Annotated in this window: 12 protein-coding genes, 2 tRNA genes and 3 rRNA genes; 3 read left to right on the forward strand and 14 right to left on the reverse strand. The window is 49.5% G+C overall.

The window, feature by feature from the left end:
* Window positions 1–7 precede the first annotated feature (7 nt).
* The 14 genes from G3M78_10020 to G3M78_10085 form a co-directional block, all read right to left on the reverse strand.
* Window positions 8–1,582, reverse strand: a complete 1,575-nt coding sequence (locus tag G3M78_10020; protein ID QPJ65712.1) for an NADH-quinone oxidoreductase subunit M — start codon at window positions 1,580–1,582, stop codon at window positions 8–10.
* A gap of 22 nt (window positions 1,583–1,604) precedes the next feature.
* The gene (nuoL, locus tag G3M78_10025) at window positions 1,605–3,569 is read right to left on the reverse strand and encodes an NADH-quinone oxidoreductase subunit L (protein ID QPJ65713.1); all 1,965 of its coding nucleotides are present in this window, start codon (window positions 3,567–3,569) and stop codon (window positions 1,605–1,607) included.
* Between the two features lie 11 nt (window positions 3,570–3,580).
* Window positions 3,581–3,901: an NADH-quinone oxidoreductase subunit NuoK gene (gene nuoK / locus G3M78_10030; protein QPJ65714.1), complete on the reverse strand. Its 321-nt coding sequence runs from the start codon at window positions 3,899–3,901 to the stop codon at window positions 3,581–3,583.
* Between the two features lie 3 nt (window positions 3,902–3,904).
* Complete coding sequence (locus tag G3M78_10035) at window positions 3,905–4,414, reverse strand: NADH-quinone oxidoreductase subunit J (protein ID QPJ65715.1); 510 nt, start codon at window positions 4,412–4,414, stop codon at window positions 3,905–3,907.
* Window positions 4,402–4,971 carry an NADH-quinone oxidoreductase subunit I gene (locus G3M78_10040; protein ID QPJ65716.1) on the reverse strand — a complete coding sequence of 190 codons (570 nt, stop codon included), beginning with the start codon at window positions 4,969–4,971 and terminating at the stop codon, window positions 4,402–4,404. Before G3M78_10040 ends, G3M78_10035 begins: the two co-directional genes overlap by 13 nt.
* 13 nt (window positions 4,972–4,984) lie before the next feature.
* Complete coding sequence (gene nuoH, locus G3M78_10045; GenBank protein ID QPJ65717.1) at window positions 4,985–6,061, reverse strand: NADH-quinone oxidoreductase subunit NuoH; 1,077 nt, start codon at window positions 6,059–6,061, stop codon at window positions 4,985–4,987.
* 18 nt (window positions 6,062–6,079) lie between these two features.
* Complete coding sequence (locus tag G3M78_10050; GenBank protein ID QPJ65718.1) at window positions 6,080–6,565, reverse strand: NADH-quinone oxidoreductase subunit C; 486 nt, start codon at window positions 6,563–6,565, stop codon at window positions 6,080–6,082.
* A gap of 70 nt (window positions 6,566–6,635) precedes the next feature.
* Window positions 6,636–6,992: an NADH-quinone oxidoreductase subunit A gene (locus G3M78_10055; GenBank protein QPJ65719.1), complete on the reverse strand. Its 357-nt coding sequence runs from the start codon at window positions 6,990–6,992 to the stop codon at window positions 6,636–6,638.
* A 468-nt stretch (window positions 6,993–7,460) separates the two neighbouring features.
* A 5S ribosomal RNA gene (rrf, locus tag G3M78_10060) occupies window positions 7,461–7,577 on the reverse strand.
* 62 nt (window positions 7,578–7,639) lie between these two features.
* Window positions 7,640–10,671, reverse strand: a 23S ribosomal RNA gene (locus G3M78_10065).
* 159 nt (window positions 10,672–10,830) lie between these two features.
* A tRNA-Ala gene (locus tag G3M78_10070) sits at window positions 10,831–10,903 on the reverse strand.
* Window positions 10,904–10,938: 35 nt separating this feature from the next.
* A tRNA-Ile gene (locus tag G3M78_10075) sits at window positions 10,939–11,015 on the reverse strand.
* Between the two features lie 125 nt (window positions 11,016–11,140).
* Window positions 11,141–12,660: ribosomal RNA gene (locus G3M78_10080) — 16S ribosomal RNA — on the reverse strand.
* The 16S, 23S and 5S rRNA genes sit together here with 2 tRNA genes alongside, the layout of an rRNA operon.
* A 335-nt stretch (window positions 12,661–12,995) precedes the next feature.
* Window positions 12,996–14,726 (reverse strand): ABC transporter ATP-binding protein, encoded by a 1,731-nt coding sequence (locus G3M78_10085; GenBank protein ID QPJ66828.1) that lies wholly within the window; start codon window positions 14,724–14,726, stop codon window positions 12,996–12,998.
* Between the two features lie 206 nt (window positions 14,727–14,932).
* Between G3M78_10085 and ubiA the strand changes: the two genes are divergently transcribed.
* From ubiA to G3M78_10100, 3 genes are all read left to right on the forward strand, one after another.
* Complete coding sequence (gene ubiA / locus G3M78_10090; protein ID QPJ65720.1) at window positions 14,933–15,781, forward strand: UbiA family prenyltransferase; 849 nt, start codon at window positions 14,933–14,935, stop codon at window positions 15,779–15,781.
* A 108-nt stretch (window positions 15,782–15,889) separates the two neighbouring features.
* Window positions 15,890–16,996: an aminofutalosine synthase MqnE gene (gene mqnE, locus G3M78_10095; protein QPJ65721.1), complete on the forward strand. Its 1,107-nt coding sequence runs from the start codon at window positions 15,890–15,892 to the stop codon at window positions 16,994–16,996.
* A gap of 256 nt (window positions 16,997–17,252) precedes the next feature.
* On the forward strand, window positions 17,253–17,636 hold the full coding sequence (locus G3M78_10100) for a response regulator (GenBank protein QPJ65722.1): 384 nt from the start codon (window positions 17,253–17,255) through the stop codon (window positions 17,634–17,636).
* Window positions 17,637–17,774: the final 138 nt, after the last annotated feature.

The following is a 17,774-nucleotide window of genomic DNA, read 5'->3' on the forward strand; positions in this document are numbered from 1 at the left end:
CAGCCGGTTAATGATTTGTTGAATTCAGTTTTGCGACTACAGTGGAGCCTTCTTTGGTGACCGCGGCATGATGGTCGTCTTCCTTTTCATGACCGCCGGGGCGAAAATTCTCCGGGCTGACTCGGGTCAAAAGGTGGGTCACTGTAGGTTCAAAAGTTTGTAAAAAAGGTTTGGGGTAAAAACCAATCCAGAACACAAGAATGATCAATGGAACCATCGTGATCAATTCCCGCGCATTCATATCTTTCAGTTTTTCGTTTTTCGGGTTCTTGAGTTCCAGGAACATGACGCGCTGAAACATCCACAGCATGTAGCAGGCGGCAAAAATCACGCCGCTGGTTGCGGCGGCGGCCCAGATGCCGTTGACCTGAAAAATACCGAGCAGGATCAAAAATTCGCCGACAAAACCGTTGGTTCCAGGCAAGCCGATGGAAGACAGGCTGATGATCATAAAACACACCGTGTACATCGGCAGGATCTTGGCCAGTCCGCCAAATTCCGAGATCAGTCGCGTGTGCCTTCGGTCATAAATCATACCGACCAGCAAGAAGAGGGCGCTGGTGCTGATGCCGTGGTTCAGGTTCTGCAACAAAGCGCCTTCCAGACCGTAATGATTGAATGCAAATATACCCAGCATGACAAAACCGAGATGGCTGACGGATGAATAGGCGACCAGTTTTTTCAGGTCCTCCTGCACCATGGCTATAAGCGCGCCGTATATAATTCCGATGATCGCAAGCCAGGCGATGTAGGGTAGAAAGACGTTGCTGGCAAATGGAAACAGTGGCAGATTGAAACGCAGGAAACCGTAGGTTCCCATCTTCAACAGAACGCCCGCCAGAATGACGCTACCCGCCGTCGGCGCTTCAACGTGCGCATCTGGCAACCAGGTGTGAAATGGAAACATGGGCACTTTGATAGCAAAGGCCAGAAAGAAGGCAATGAAGAGCCATTTTTGCGCGTCAAGACCGATATTGAGATGTTCGGTGATGTACATCAAGTCGGTTGTGCCAACGCCGGTCTGCGCTTTGATTTCAAAGTAAATCCAGATGATGCCGACCAGCATCAGCAAGGAGCCGACTGCGGTATAAAGGAAAAACTTGATCGCCGCATAAATGCGTCTTGGTCCGCCCCAGATACCAATGATGAGGTACATCGGAACGAGCTGGAATTCCCAGAAAACGTAAAACAGGAAGAAATCCAGAGCAATGAAAACGCCGAGCATGCCGGTAGACAGGGCCAGCATCGCCATCATGTATTCTTTAATATGTTTTGTAACTCCCCAGGACGCGATGATGGAAATCAGCGTCAGGAAAGTCGTCATGATATAGAGAAGGAGCGAAATACCGTCGATTCCAACATGATAGTTAACGCCAAAAGTCGGAATCCAGGAAGCGACGTATTCGAACTGCATCTCGTGAGAGCTCAGGTCAAAACCCGCATAGAGCTGTAACGAAAGCAGAAAATCGGCCGCGGCAACAGCGACTGCAGTTTGCTTGATTAAATTCTCATTTTCTTTTGGCAGGAAGGCCAGAATGAGAGCGCCGAAAATTGGAAGAAATGTCAAAAAAGTTAAAAGCATTTCGTTACAGTCTTTATTTAAATTAAAACATTAAAATTAAAAGGAGAACAAAACCCATGACCATGAAGAGCGCGTAATTACGGACAAAACCGGACTGGAACACCCGGGCGCGATTCCCGCACCATCCAATCACGTTGGCGACAGCGTTTACGATCGCGTCTATGCCTTTTTTATCGCCCTTCTCCCAGAGGAAGAACGAACCTTCCACGGTCGGTTTCACGAAAGTTGCATCGTACAATTCATCGACTTCATATTTGTTTTTCACCAGCTCATAGCCCCATTGACCTTTGATGAAGCGGTCGGGCAGTTCAGGTCGTTTAACGTAGCAGATGTAGGCGCCTGCAATACCGCATACCGCAATCGCGAGGGAAACCAGCATCAGGAAAATTTCCAGCCATACGTTGTGTTCGGTTTCTACGAGCAGGTGCCCCCAGTGTCCGGCGTGTTTTCCCTGCAAGTGGAGCAGATGCTCTGAGTGTTCCAAAGCCGCCGCCATGTCAAAGTGCAGGACCGGTTCCAGCCAGTTGTGCAATATGTGCCAACCGTGGATCAACGGAATCCCCAGAATACCGCCAGCGGCGGCCAGACCTGCGAGAATGACCAATGGCATGGTCATGACTTTGGGAGATTCGTGCGGGTGAACCGAAGGATCCACTCGTGATTCGCCCCAGAAAGTCATGAAAACCAGTCGGAACATATAAAATGCGGTCAGCAAGGCGCCGGTCACGCCCATCCCCCACAGGATGATGTTGCCTTCCATGAGAGAGTGGTAAAGGATTTCGTCCTTACTGAAAAAACCGGATAGCGGGAAGATGCCTGCAATCGCCAGCGTTGAAATCAGGAATGTGATGTAGGTGATGGGCATATGCTCTTTCAATCCGCCCATCTTGCGCATGTCCTGCTCGCCATGAATGCCATGGATCACGCTACCGGAGCCGAGAAAGAGACAGGCTTTGAAAAATGCGTGGGTTACGAGATGGAAGATTGCCGCCGTGTAAGCGCCAACGCCGCAAGCAAGAAACATGTAGCCAATCTGGCTGACGGTGGAATAAGCCAGAACCCTTTTAATATCGTATTGCGTCATACCGATCGTTGCGGCCATGAGCGCCGTGCCGCCGCCTGTGAAGGCGACTACAAGCATGGTGATGGGCGCCAGTTCAAACAGCGCATTGCAACGAACCACCATGTAAACGCCCGCTGTGACCATTGTTGCGGCGTGTATGAGGGCGCTGACCGGAGTCGGGCCTTCCATTGCGTCCGGCAACCAGGTGTAAAGCGGGATTTGCGCCGATTTACCCGTGGCTCCAATGAACAACAACATGGTGATGATCGTGACCGCTTCGGAATCGTAGATCAGTTTCTCTGGCGCCTGGTGCATGACCGTGCTGAAATCGATCGTGCCGAAGATGTTGAAAATATACATGACGGCGAGCAGGAACGCGAAGTCGCCAACGCGGTTGACGACGAAGGCCTTGACGCCGGCGTCGCACGCGGATTTCTTTTCGAAGTAATATCCAATCAGGAAGTAAGAACACACGCCCACGCCTTCCCAGCCGATAAACATGAGAAGGAAGTTGTTGCCCATGACCAACAGCAACATCGAGAACATGAACAGGTTCAGGTACGCGAAGTAGCGGTAATAGCTGTATTCCTCATGCATGTAGCCGATGGAGTAGACATGGATGAGGAAACCAACGCCGGTCACGACCAGCATCATCACCATCGACAGGGGGTCGATCTGATAGCCAAAATCGACGTTGAAATCACCCGCAACCATCCAGGTGAAAACGACTTGCTCGAAAATTCTCTCTTCAGCGGGGCTGAACAGTAGGGAAACGAACATCAGCAATACCGTAGCAAAGGAAAGCGCTACAGAACCGCAGGCCACCATGCCCACGGCGTTTTTACCGATTCGAAGACCAAAAAAACCATTGATTATGGAACCGATCAAAGGAAAGATCGGCACCAGAAATGCCAAATGAAGCATTGCTTAGTTCCCTACCATTTCAAAATGTTAAATTCATCCAAATTGATTGTCGGCTTGTTGCGGAAAATAGAGATGATGATCGCCAGCCCAACGGAAACTTCCGCCGCGGCAACGCACATGACCATGAAACTGAAAACCTGCCCATCACTGAGGTTCAGATAATGATCGAACGCGATCAATGAGATGTTCACCGCATTCAGCATGATTTCGATGCACATGAACACAACGATTGCGTTTCTGCGCAGAAGAACGCCGAGAACGCCAATAACAAAAAGCGTAGCGCTCAGAATCAAATAATGCGTTAAAGGGACGCCCCCATCCAAAAAGTCCATGTCTCAGTCAATTTTAGTTTTTGCAAGAACAACTGCGCCCACCATGGCCGCAAGCAATAGAATAGACGCAACTTCAAAAGGCAGAACAAAGTCGGTGAAAAGCGAGGTTCCCACGCGTACCGTGGTTCCAAAGTCGTCAGTCAGCGTCGCCGGGTTATCCATCTTGGCCTCACCCACAACGCAAATGATTTTGTACAGAGCTCCCAGCGCAAGAAAACCGGTCAAAATAGAGAGGTATTTATTACCGTCGCGCATGCTCCAGTTTTCGGCGTCATCAGTCTTGAGATTCAGCAACATGATAACGAACATGAACAGAACCATGATGGCTCCGGCGTAAATGATGACTTGCAGGATGGCGATGAAATGGGCCTGCTGAATCGCAAAAACCCCGGCCAGGCCCAGCATCATTGCGATCAGGCAAAGAGCCGAATTGATGGGGCTTGTATTGAACACAACGCCCAACGCCAGAAACACACAGAAACCCGCCAGGGGGTAAAAAGTCAATAATTCCATTTTGCGTACATTTTACGGGTGAATTCGACCCGGTCTTTGAGCTGGTCGATCGGCACCAGCAATTGTTCAAGGTTGTATTTCATTTTCGTGCGATCCAGCATCGAAATTTCACAATCGTCGCTCATGAAAATGGCTTCTTCCGGGCAGGCTTCTTCGCAGTTGCCGCAGAAAATACAAACAGCATAATCAATAGTGAATTCTTTGGGCCAGCGTTCCACCTCATTTTGCTTGCCGGAGTTCTCCGCCGGAATGATGTCGATGCAGTACGCAGGACAAGCCGCTTCGCAGAGGCCGCAGGCGACGCAGTTGGGGATGTTTTTATCATTCAGCGCCAGCACAGGCCGACCGCGGTATGCGACCGGGTATTGAACCATTTCTTCCGGGTAGTAGACCGTGAAAATTTCTCGCTCTTTTTTCTGCCCTAGAAAAAACGGAATGAACCCAAACAGGTTCTTGAAGAAATGGCGTGAAGTGATGTACATACCCCGGATGATTTCCGGAAGGTATATTCTTTCCCAAAAAGTAAGTTTTACGTTTCTATTTACAGTGTAGGCCATGGTTGACCTCCTTTTATTTAACCAATAACAGAACCACTCCCGTCACAAGAATATTGAGAAGGGATAGTGGTAAAAGAATCTTCCAACCCAGTTTCATGATCTGATCGTAACGGAAACGCGGAAGCGTCCAGCGTACTGTCATTTGAAACCAGATGAAGAAAATGACTTTGCTAAAAAATACGCCAACATGGATCAGCATGGCGATCAGGTTCGAGCCGGTTTCCCCCAGAAAATCAAACCAGGAGATCAGCATTGCGGTGCTTACGAACGGGATTTGCCAGCCGCCGAAAAACAAGATGGCAACGATTGCGGCAATGGTGACCATTTCAACAAACTCGGCCATGAAGAACATGCCGAATTTAAGACCGCTGTATTCGGTGAAGTAACCCGCAACCAGCTCGGATTCCGCTTCGGGATTATCGAATGGAATGCGTTTGTTCTCTGCGATGGATGCGGCAAAGAACATGAAGAAGCCGAAGGGTTGTAAAAAGATGCCCCAACGCCAGAAGTCTTCCTGAATGGCTCCAATTTCCGTCAGCCGCATGGTGCCGTAGACCATGAGAACGCCGATGATGGTGAGGCCCATGGTGACTTCGTAAGAAACCATTTGCGCGGCGACTCGAATCGAGCCGAGCAGAGACCAGTTGTTGTTCGAACTCCAGCCTGCGATAACGTAGCCATAGGTTGCAATGGACGCGATGGCAAAAACGAACAGAATGCCAACGTCCAGATCGGAAACGACCAGGTTGACTTCCTTGCCAAACAGCGTGTAGACGCCGCCAAAAGGGATCACCGCAAAGGTGACGAGCGCCGGCACCAGAGCCACAATCGGGCTTAAGGTGTGCAGGGCTTTGTTGGCGCCGCGCGGAATAAAATCTTCCTTCGTGAACATTTTGAGACCGTCGGCCAGAATATGGAAAAGGCCGAGAGCGGTGAAGCCCATGATGTCGGCGCGATTGGCGCCAACGCGATCCTGCATGATGGCGCTCTGTTTACGCTCAACCCAAGTCAGAATGGGAGCGAAAAAGCCGACGGTGACGGCAAAGACAAATAAAATTTTGGCAAACGTTATTAAAAAGTCCACAAACATAAAATCGTAGATTCCAGTTTAGTTGAGCGGCCCGATCAAGGGTTGACGCTTGTTGACGGGATAGTCTTTTCGCAAGGGATGGCCCTTAAATTCTTCGTAAAGCAAAATACGTTTCATATTCGGATGGTTCTCAAATTTGATGCCGTACATGTCCCAGATCTCTCTCTCGTACCAGTTGGCGGTTTTCCATAAGGGACAGAGAGTCAACAGCTGGCAGTCGCTTTCGGATACGGGCAATTTAATGCGAAGGCGGTGATTGTATTTCAAGGAAAAAAAATGATAGACCACCTCGAAGCGGTCATCCTTGCGACCCATATAATCGACAGCGGTGATATCCATCAGGAAATCGAATTTGAGCTCCGGGTCATCGCGCAAAAACTCGAAAAAACCCAGCCCGCAATGTTTGTCGACGACAACCGTGGCGTCGTCTCTAAAATCATGAGTGTCAAGAACCAGCGAACCCAGCTTGCCCTTGATCTTTTCAATTATTTTGGCGTTTTCCATCGAGTTTGTTCAATTAAATAAAGTAACGGGGCCAGGCCCCGAATTCAGTTCAGTAAAGAGACCGACAGGATCACTCCCAGTCCAATCCGCCCTTGATCCAGACATAGCATAAACCTACGCCTAAGATAAGGATAAATAAAAGCATTTCAATGAAGCCAAACAAGCCTAGTTTTTGAAACAGAATAGCCCAGGGGAAAAAGAAGACGGCTTCGATATCGAACAGGACGAACAAGACGGCGACTAGATAGAATTTAACAGAAAAGCGCTGGTGGGGGGAAACGATCTGCTTTTCGCCACACTCGAAAGGCTCTTGTTTTTCTGCGAATTCGCGTTTGGGACCCAGAATGGAAGTCATGAAGACCATGCCGCAGGCGATGCCAACGGACATGAGTAACATTACAAAGGCGCCGATGTATTGCTCCTGCATAATTTACCTCTGCCGAGCGGGCTTGGGGGACAAAAGCTCAAAAACCCTGTGAACAGGGCGCTTTGTCGACCCATTTCCCTTGTTGGAGAAAATTTGAAATCCGGTTTAACTAAAAACCTTTCAGCCAGAACATATAACTGAAAGGCAGTTTAAACGCAGTCAAATAGAGGGGCGATAGTATCTAAGGCCCGGCTTTTTGTCAATGAAAAAACCGCTTGATAAACCATTATTTCCAGACTTGCAGACAGCTCTGGGGAATAGGGCGGCAGGACTGATAGACGACGGTCGTATCAAGTTTATCAAGGCGTGTTGTTAACAGAAAAGATGAATTGAGAATGAAGACGAAATAGCGTGAAATGATAGAGTGCAAACAAGGACTGTTTCAAGTTATGAATAGTTGCTAACAGGGGAGGGGATAGGACGCAAAAAAGCCCATCGAAATGAATCGATGGGCTTTTTAAAATTTAAACCCGGCCTTGTCCTACTCTCCCACACAGTCACCCGTGCAGTACCATCGGCGCTGAAAGGCTTAACTTCCGTGTTCGGAATGGGAACGGGTGTGGCCCTTTCGCTATCAAGACCGGGAAATTCGATAGTCTTATAGATGTATAACAATTAAATTCGTATGAAGTAGGCTGAAGTAGAAAAAGGTCAAGCCTCACGACTGATTAGTACCGGTTAGCTGAACACATTACTGTGCTTATACATCCGGCCTATCAACCTCGTAGTCTACAAGGAGTCTTATGTCTTCCCGAAGGAAGAAGGGATATTTCGTTTTGGAGTAGGTTTCCCGCTTAGATGCTTTCAGCGGTTATCCTTTCCGAACATAGCTACCTGGCAATGCAACTGGCGTCACAACCAGCAAACCAGAGGTTCGTCCACTCCGGTCCTCTCGTACTAGGAGCAGATCTCCTCAAATATCCAACACCCACGACGGATAGGGACCAAACTGTCTCACGACGTTTTAAACCCAGCTCGCGTACCGCTTTAATGGGCGAACAGACCAACCCTTGGGACCTGCTTCAGCCCCAGGATGCGGTGAGCCGACATCGAGGTGCCAAACCGCCCCGTCGATATGGACTCTTGGGGGCGATAAGCCTGTTATCCCCGGCGTACCTTTTATCCGTTGAGCGATGGCCCTTCCACTCAGAACCACCGGATCACTAAGACCTACTTTCGTACCTGCTCGACTTGTATGTCTTGCAGTCAAGCTCCCTTATGCCTTTACACTCGATGGCTGGTTTCCAATCAGCCTGAGGGAACCTTCGCGCGCCTCCGTTACATTTTAGGAGGCGACCGCCCCAGTCAAACTACCCGCCTGACATTGTCCCTGATCCGGATTCACGGACCTAGGTTAGAATATCAGCGTAATAAGGGTGGTATTTCAAGGTTAACTCCATCCGAGCTAGCGCCCGAACTTCAAAGTTTCCCACCTATCCTACACATACTAGACCAATATTCAGTATCAGGTTATAGTAAAGGTGCACGGGGTCTTTCCGTCCTGTCGCGGGAAACCGGCATCTTCACCGGTATGTCAATTTCACTGAGTCCCTGGTTGAGACAGTGCAGCCATCGTTACGCCATTCGTGCAGGTCGGAACTTACCCGACAAGGAATTTCGCTACCTTAGGACCGTTATAGTTACGGCCGCCGTTTACCGGGGCTTCAATTCGGAGCTTCGCCGAAGCTAACCCCTCCTTTTAACCTTCCGGCACCGGGCAGGCGTCAGACCCTATACTTCGTCTTACGACTTCGCAGAGTCCTGTGTTTTTAGTAAACAGTCGCGGCTACCGGGTCACTGCAACCTCCTTCAGCTCCAGGAGCAAGTCCCTTCACCTACCGGAGGCGCTCCTTATCCCGAAGTTACGGAGCCAATTTGCCGAGTTCCTTAACCAGAGTTCTCTCAAGCGCCTTAGGATTCTCTCCTCATCTACCTGCGTTGGTTTAGAGTACGGTCACCCAAACAACTCACTAGAGGTTTTTCTCGATAGCATGGGATCATCTAGTTCGCTTTTCCCGAAAGAGAAGCTCCCCATCGCGTCTCGGGGTTGAATGGAGATCCGGATTTGCCTAAATCTCCCCCCTACATGCTTAGACCGGGACGTCCAACACCCGGATAGATTACCCTTCTATGTCACCCCATCGCTAATAACGCGGTTTGAGTGGTACGGGAATATTAACCCGTTTCCCATCGGCTACGCTTTTCAGCCTCGCCTTAGGGGCCGACTTACCCTGAGAGGATTACCCTTCCTCAGGAAACCTTAGATTTTCGGCGAACAGGTTTCTCACCTGTTTTATCGTTACTTATGCCGCCATACTCACTTCCATACAGTCCACCCGTTCTTACGATCGAGCTTCAACCCAGTATGGAACGCTCCCCTACCAGAGGAAACAACCGAGGTCGTTTCCAATCCGCAGCTTCGGTGATAGACTTAAGCCCCGTTAAATTTTCGGCGCAGGTACACTTGATCAGTGAGCTATTACGCTTTCTTTAAAGGATTGCTGCTTCTAAGCCAACCTCCTGATTGTCTATGTATTCCCACAACCTTTCCCACTTAGTCTATCTTTGGGACCTTAGCTGGCGATCTGGGCTCTTTCCCTTTTGACCATGGACCTTATCACCCATAGTCTGACTCCTGTAATACGGTTAACGGAATTCGAAGATTGGTTGGGTTTGGTAACCTGGTGAGGCCCCTAGCCCATCCAGCGCCCTACCTCCGTTAACTATTATACAAGGCTAGTCCTAAAACTATTTCGGGGAGAACCAGCTATTGCCGAGTTTGATTAGCCTTTCACCCCTACCCACAGCTCATCCAATGACTTTTCAACGTCAACTGGTTCGGGCCTTCACGAAGTGTTACCTTCGCTTCACCCTGGCCATGGGTAGATCACCCGGCTTCGGGTCTACTCCATTCAACTAAACGCCCTATTCAGACTCGCTTTCGCTACGGCTACGCCTAACGGCTTAACCTTGCTAAATAGAGTAACTCGGCGGCTCATTATGCAAAAGGTACGCGGTCACGCCTGTTTCTGGCAAGCCAGAAATATAGCGCTCCCACTGCTTGTAGGCTTATGGTTTCATATACTATTTCACTCCCCTTACCGGGGTTCTTTTCACCTTTCCCTCACGGTACTAGTTCACTATCGGTCGTCGACTGGTATTTAGCCTTAGGAGGTGGTCCTCCCAGATTCCTGCAAGATTTCTCGTGTCCCGCAGTACTCGGGAATCGAATCCAGAATGAACAGATCTTTTCACTCACGGGGCTATCACCCTCTATGGCCGAGCTTTCCAGCTCGTTAAACTAAAACCTGTTTTTATAACATTCCGACGGAGTCGTAGCTCCGTCCAACTCGATCCCACAACCCCAAATGCATAACGCCCACGAGCTATTACATGCATCTGGTTTAGGCTGATCCCCGTTCGCTCGCCACTACTAGGAGAATCACTTTTGTTTTCTTTTCCTCGGGGTACTAAGATGTTTCAATTCCCCCGGTTGTCTTCTATAACCTATGGATTCAGTTATAGATTGCACAGTATGACCTGTGCAGGGTTTCCCCATTCGGGCATCTCCGGATCAACGCCTGTTAGCGGCTCCCCGAAGCTTATCGCAGCTTGCCACGCCCTTCATCGGCCGTCGACGCCAAGGAATCCACCATAAGCCCTTTTACGCTTGACCAAATTACTACTCAGCTACTACTTCATACGATATTCAATTGTCAAAGAACGTATACGCCCGAACTAGCGGGTCGCATCTAACTGTATCTGCTAAAATCTGTCTGCTATAAATCTATATACTAAATTCTGTATCCGAAATCCCCTTAGCCTCGCTGTAAAAGAGTGGAGGTGAACGGGATCGAACCGATGACCTCCTGCGTGCAAGGCAGGCGCTCTCCCAGCTGAGCTACACCCCCATAATTACTTTCAGTCCATTTCGGTTGGAAAGGAATGGTGGGCCTAGATAGATTCGAACTATCGACCTCACGCTTATCAGGCGTGCGCTCTAACCAGCTGAGCTATAGGCCCGAATGTCTGTGTAGGCTCGATGCTCATTCCTATTCCGGGGACTCGGTATATTTAAGGTCGAATAGGCGTTACAGAAAATGCTAGGGTTGATCTAAGAGATATATGAAGGCAAGCCTTCGATCTCCTTAGAAAGGAGGTGATCCAGCCGCAGGTTCCCCTACGGCTACCTTGTTACGACTTCACCCCAGTCGCTGACCCTACCGTGGCTGGCTGCCAGATTGGCGCACCATCTTCGGGTAGAACCAACTCCCATGGTGTGACGGGCGGTGTGTACAAGGCCCGGGAACGTATTCACCGTGGCATGCTGATCCACGATTACTAGCGATTCCAACTTCATGGAGTCGAGTTGCAGACTCCAATCCGAACTGAGACCGGTTTTTTGAGATTAGCTCCACCTCGCGGTATTGCAACTCTTTGTTCCGGCCATTGTAGCACGTGTGTAGCCCTAGATATAAAGGCCATGAGGACTTGACGTCATCCCCACCTTCCTCCGGTTTGTCACCGGCAGTCCCTTTAGAGTTCCCGGCATGACCCGATGGCAACTAAAGGTAGGGGTTGCGCTCGTTGCGGGACTTAACCCAACATCTCACGACACGAGCTGACGACAGCCATGCAGCACCTGCATACAGACTCCGAAGAGGGGCTACCTTTCGGCAGCTTTCCTGTACATGTCAAACCTAGGTAAGGTTCTTCGCGTTGCGTCGAATTAAACCACATGCTCCACCGCTTGTGCGGGCCCCCGTCAATTCCTTTGAGTTTCAGCCTTGCGACCGTACTCCCCAGGCGGGGCGCTTAACGCGTTAGCTACGGCACAGAGGGGATCAACGCCCCCTGCACCTAGCGCCCATCGTTTACGGCCAGGACTACCGGGGTATCTAATCCCGTTCGCTCCCCTGGCTTTCGTATCTCAGCGTCAGTAGCAGACCAGAAAGCCGCCTTCGCCACTGGTGTTCTTCCCAATATCAATGCATTTCACCGCTACACTGGGAATTCCGCTTTCCTCTCCTGCACTCAAGTCAAATAGTTTCAAACGCAATTCCACGGTTGAGCCGTGGGCTTACACGTCTGACTTATTTGACCGCCTACATACGCTTTACGCCCAATAATTCCGAACAACGCTTGCCCCCTCCGTATTACCGCGGCTGCTGGCACGGAGTTAGCCGGGGCTTCCTCTAATGGTACCGTCATGATTCTTCCCATTTGACAGAGCTTTACGACCCGAAGGCCTTCATCGCTCACACGGCGTTGCTGCGTCAGGCTTTCGCCCATTGCGCAATATTCCCCACTGCTGCCTCCCGTAGGAGTCTGGACCGTGTCTCAGTTCCAGTGTGGCCGATCACCCTCTCAGGCCGGCTAACCATCGTAGCCTTGGTGGGCTATTATCCCGCCAACTAGCTAATGGTCCGCGAACTCATCCCTAAACGAAACTTGAGGTTCCTTTTACCGCGTTCCTTATGAAACGTGGTCTTATCCGGTATTAGCCCAACTTTCGCTGGGTTATCCCAAATTTAGGGGCAGATTATTCACGTGTTACTCACCCTTGCGCCACTTTACCGGTTTCCCGAAGGAAACTTTCTCGTTCGACTTGCATGTGTTAAGCACGCCGCCAGCGTTCGTTCTGAGCCAGGATCAAACTCTCCAGTTATTTTTGGAAATTTGATTCTGTTACTTATTACTTCTTCAGTAGACCCGCAAATTCTAATAACGCCTATTCGATTTTCAAAGAGCTGTGTTGAAAAGCCGCTAACTTAATCCTAATTTATGACCAAGTCAACAGAAAAAAGGAATAAAAATCCTTTTTGTTTGAAAATTTGAAAAAAAATCTCCAAACAGGAATTTTTTTGTTTCAAATGAATTTCAAAAGTCCGTTTGAACCGAAGTCCGTGTGAACTTTGACTAATATAGTTTCTTTTGAATTTTATGCAAGCTCTTTTTTCATTTTTTTTACGATTTGGCTATTTACCGGCCTTTGCGGCCTGTTTATTCTTCTGTTTGAAGGCTTTTCAGGGTGTAGAGTCGGTGGTAAAGTCCTTCTTTTTGCATCAATTGTTCGTGGTTTCCTTGTTCTTTTATAGCGCCTTGGTCGAGCACGATGATCTGATCGGCTTTATGAATGGTCGATAATCGATGGGCGATGACGATGGAGGTTCTGCCTTTCATCAGTCTTTCGAGGGCTTCTTGTATGAGTAGCTCGGATTCGTTGTCGAGGGCTGAGGTGGCTTCATCGAGTATCAATATGCGTGGATCTTTGAGTATGGCGCGGGCGATGGCGATTCGCTGGCGTTGCCCGGCGGAGAGGCGGATGCCTTTTTCTCCGACTATTGTGTCGTATTGCTTGGGACAGCGCATGATGAATTCATGGGCGTTTGCGGCGCGGGATGCGTTTTCCATTTCTTCGTGGGTGGCTCCGGGTTTGGCGTAGAGGATATTTTCCCGGATGGTTCCGCCGAACAGGATGGTTTCTTGCGGGACGATGCCGATCTGTGTCCAGTAGCTGTTGAGTTGCAGGTCTTGTAATGGGTGTCCGTCGACTTTGATTTCTCCGGAGATGGGGTCGTAGAAGCGATGTAGTAATTTGACGAGGGTGCTTTTGCCTGCGCCGCTGGGGCCGACGAGGGCGGCCATCTGACCGGGTTCGACGCTGAAGCTGACTCCTTTGAGGATTTCCTGCTCTTTATTGTAGTGGAAGTGCAGGTCCTTGATTTCGATGCGTCCTTGCAGGGCGGGCAGGGCGATGGGGTGTTCGGGGTCGAGGATGTCGCCTTTCTGATCGAGTATCTCAAAGATGCGTTCTCCTGAACCGAGTCCTTCTTGCAGTCGGGCGTAGAGCCGGGCAAAACTTCCCATCGGGCCTGCAATGATTGTTGCATAGAGTATGAAGGCGACGAGGTCGCCTGGGGTGACGTTGCCCTTAATGACTTCATGTCCTCCATACCATAAGAGTGTGAGCGATGTGATGAAGGCGATGAAGCCTATGGTCGGGCCAAAGAAGGAGGAGATGATGACGCGTTTCTTGGCGCTTTGAAAGCTGTCTTCAACGGCGTCGGAAAAGCGGTTTTTTTCGGTCTCTTCGCGGACGAAGGATTTAACGATCTGAATGCATGAAATGTTTTCTTCGATGATGGTGGTGGAGACGGCGAGTTTGTCCTGGATCTCTTTCGACAGGCGCTTGAGCTTGCGCCCGAAGGTGCGGGCAAACAGGACGAGGAACGGAGTCAGGATCAGTATCATGAAGGTGAGTTTCCAGTTCATATAGATAATGATAATGATGCCGCCGAACAGGCGTATGGATTGTTGCAGGACGGTAGCGGGCAGATCGGTCAGCAGGTCTTCGATGGCGGCGACGTCGTTGGTCATGCGCGATACGATTTCTCCGGTGCGTCGTTTCGAATAGAAATTCAGGGACAGTTGATGCAAATGGTTGAATAGCTTCTTGCGGAAATCGGTGATGATGCGTTTCTCTGTAATATCGAAGAGATAGTTGTGTACGGTGGATGCGATGAGTTGAATGAAGAACAGGAGTCCGATGATCATCGCGGTCTGGTCGAGCAGGTCGGTATCTTTTTTACTGGTCACAACGTCGACCAGGTTTTTTATGTAGAGCGGCGCGGCAAGGTTGGTTGCCGTCGTGATGATTAAAAAGAGGCTTCCCCAGAACAGGGCTTGTCTGTGTGGGTTGAGTAGGGAAAATACGCGTTTGAATATCGTCATGGTTCCTGGAGTGGTGTTTGTGTGGTGGTTTAAGGCCAGATACTTTAGCATATTTGCCTGAGGTTTGTGGTATTCTGCCGGGATTTTATTCTTTCGCAAAGCCTCGGCGCAGGGCATGTTGGCGCGCCTTGTTTTTGTGATTGGTTCATGGGAATCGGGGGCGCGGTTGTGGCCTTCAGTTTTTACTTTAAGTCTTGTGGAGTGACATGGCGGGGAAATTACAGTCCATATTGCGCGACATTAAATTGCCGCACACGATTTTCGCCTTGCCCTTTGCGGTGATGAGCGCCTTTCTTGCGGCGGAGGGGTTGCCGGAGTGGGGTCAGTTGTTCTGGATCGTCATGGCGATGGTGGGGGGGCGTAGCGCGGCGATGGCATTCAACCGGATTGTCGACGCGCGCTTTGACGCTAAAAATCCTCGCACTGAAAAACGCGCTCTGCCTGCGGGCGAGGTGGACAAGAGGTCTTACCTGATTTTTCTGGTCGCTTCGTCGTTGCTACTGGTGTATGCGAGTTATCGGTTGAACTCTCTTGCCTTCTATCTTTCTCCTGTGGCTCTGGCAATTGTTTTTTCATATTCTCTGGCGAAACGTTTCACGGCTTATTCTCATGTCTGGCTTGGCTTCGCGATATCGGTCGCGCCTGTGGGGGCCTGGGTTGCTATCCGCGAGGAAATTTCTCTGGTGTCTCTCGTGCTGGCGGCGGCGGTGGTGTTCTGGCTTGCGGGATTTGATATCATCTACTCTTGTCTTGATGCGGAATTTGACCGGACTCATGGTTTGCACTCGGTTCCTCAGCGTTTCGGCGTCGCTCTTGCGCTTCGTTTGTCCTTTGCGTCGCATGCCTTGATGGTTTTGTTTTTGATCGCCTTGAGTTTTGTTCCTCTATTGGGTTGGATGTATCTGCTGGGCGTACTGGCAACGGCGGCTTTGTTATGGTATGAACATTCTCTGGTGAGGGCGGATGATCTTTCCAAAGTGAATATGGCTTTCTTTAATGTGAACGGATGCGTTAGCCTGTTATTGATGTTTGTGGTGATTGCGGATTGTCTGTGATGTTTTGTTGGATGAATTTTACAGGGTTCCATGTATAATAAAAATTTTTAACTGATCCTGAGGCTTGCCTGAATGCGATGCATGGGCGGGCGTTGGAAGTGAGTGAATATGCTATTTGAATTTGAAGACAAGGCTTTGGAGCCTATTGCGGAAAAGACGCGACGGGGTGAACGACTTTCGTTTGACGATGGCGTGGCGTTGTGGAATTCGCCGGACCTTCTGGGCGTGGGTTATCTTGCCAACATGGTTCGCGAGCGTATGCATGGCGACAGGACGTATTTTATTCATAACCGTCATATCAACCACACGAATATCTGCGTCAACAGTTGCCAGTTCTGCGCGTTTGGCGTTAAAGAGGACGACCCGACGGCTTACACGAAATCTCTCGACGTGATTTTTGAGGATGCGGAAAATTATCGCGGCGGCAAGGTCAGCGAGTTTCATATTGTCGGCGGTCTTCACCCGGATCTTCCTATTGAGTATTATCTCGATATGTTGTCGGGTTTGAAGGATCGTTTCCCCGAGGTTCATATACAAGCCTTCACTGCGGTGGAGCTGGAGTATCTGGCGAAGATTGCGGGCATGGGTTTGCGTGAGACGATCGTGTTGTTACGCGAAAAGGGCCTTGGCTCGGTGCCGGGCGGCGGGGCTGAAATTTTTTCGAACAAGGTTCGCCGAAAAATCTGTAACGAAAAAACCGGTGCGGATGACTGGCTGGGCGTTCATCGCACGGTTCACGAAGTGGGAATGAAGAGCAATGCGACGATGCTCTACGGTCATTTGGAATCGGCAGAAGATCGCACCGATCATTTGATTCAGTTGCGCGAGTTGCAGGATCAGACAAACGGTTTTCTGACGTTCATTCCTCTGGCATTTCATCCTGAAAATACCAATCTGTCTTTTTTGAAGACAACGCCGGGCCAACTGGATTTGAAGGCGCTGGCGATTTCTCGTTTGATGCTGGATAATTTCCCGCATGTCAAGGCATTCTGGATCATGATCACTCCGAAGATCGCGCAACTTGCCTTGTCTTATGGCGCGGATGATATGGATGGTACGGTGGTCGAGGAGAAGATCACGCATGCGGCTGGCGCGGTGACGGATCAGATTTTTCAGAAAGATACGATCATTGATATGATTCGCGAAGCGGGACGCGAACCTGTGGAGCGGGATACGCTTTATGAAGAGTTTAAAGTGTTGGGCTGTGTTGCATAATCAGGTCTCTGCTTTATGAGTGTAATGATTGCCACCCGGGACGCAAATATGGCTTGATTTGCGTTCCCGTTTTCTGTAAATTTTGCGTCTCTTTTTCGCTTTAATCTGATTTTTTTATAGGTTATCACCCATTCGCTTGAAGGGGATGGTCTATAGAGTTACAATTAATTGCTAAGTGATTCGTTGTGTGGTAAAAGTCGTGAGCAAGGGGCTGATTTAACTCAATAATGATTTGAATTTTTTTGAAGGGTTGCTTATGTCATACGATAGCAAGAAAGTTCTGGTTGTCGACGATTCGGCTGTAATGCGGCAGATTATAAAAAACACATTGAAGCAACTGGGATTCGGCGCAGGAAATTTGACTGAGGCTGAGGATGGGGCCGCGGGCTTGAAAAAACTGGAGGAAAACGGCGTTGATCTTGTTATTTCAGATTGGAACATGCCGAAAATGACCGGTATTGAATTCTTAAAGGCGGTACGCGGTAGCGCGAGTTTGAAGGGCACCAATTTTATCATGGTCACTTCAGAAGCAGATAAGGAAAAGATCATGGAAGCGGTTCAAGCGGGCGTCAATCAATACATTGTGAAGCCGTTCAACGCCAAGCAACTTGAAGAAAAAATTTCTGCAATCAAATTTTAGTCTAATGTAATGACGGGGAGGCTGGTTCCTCCCCGATGTATTTTATGCCATCGTTTATCCGGTTTTCCCACCTGCGAGCAGTCGTATTTCCTTCTCATTGAATTTTAGCCTCCCTGCATTTCGATAGAATTGTTTCAG

Source organism: Candidatus Nitrohelix vancouverensis (assembly GCA_015698305.1).
Lineage (GTDB): Bacteria > Nitrospinota > Nitrospinia > Nitrospinales > VA-1 > Nitrohelix > Nitrohelix vancouverensis.

Coding starts and splice junctions, on each gene's coding strand:
- nuoK (QPJ65714.1), bottom strand. CDS start 3,901: ATGGACTTTTTGGATGGGGGCGTCCCTTTAACGCATTATTTGATTCTG.
- nuoL (QPJ65713.1), bottom strand. CDS start 3,569: ATGCTTCATTTGGCATTTCTGGTGCCGATCTTTCCTTTGATCGGTTCC.
- G3M78_10035 (QPJ65715.1), bottom strand. CDS start 4,414: ATGGAATTATTGACTTTTTACCCCCTGGCGGGTTTCTGTGTGTTTCTG.
- mqnE (QPJ65721.1), top strand. CDS start 15,890: ATGCTATTTGAATTTGAAGACAAGGCTTTGGAGCCTATTGCGGAAAAG.
- G3M78_10055 (QPJ65719.1), bottom strand. CDS start 6,992: ATGCAGGAGCAATACATCGGCGCCTTTGTAATGTTACTCATGTCCGTT.
- G3M78_10100 (QPJ65722.1), top strand. CDS start 17,253: ATGTCATACGATAGCAAGAAAGTTCTGGTTGTCGACGATTCGGCTGTA.
- G3M78_10020 (QPJ65712.1), bottom strand. CDS start 1,582: ATGCTTTTAACTTTTTTGACATTTCTTCCAATTTTCGGCGCTCTCATT.
- G3M78_10040 (QPJ65716.1), bottom strand. CDS start 4,971: ATGGCCTACACTGTAAATAGAAACGTAAAACTTACTTTTTGGGAAAGA.
- G3M78_10050 (QPJ65718.1), bottom strand. CDS start 6,565: ATGGAAAACGCCAAAATAATTGAAAAGATCAAGGGCAAGCTGGGTTCG.
- G3M78_10085 (QPJ66828.1), bottom strand. CDS start 14,726: ATGACGATATTCAAACGCGTATTTTCCCTACTCAACCCACACAGACAA.
- ubiA (QPJ65720.1), top strand. CDS start 14,933: ATGGCGGGGAAATTACAGTCCATATTGCGCGACATTAAATTGCCGCAC.
- nuoH (QPJ65717.1), bottom strand. CDS start 6,061: ATGTTTGTGGACTTTTTAATAACGTTTGCCAAAATTTTATTTGTCTTT.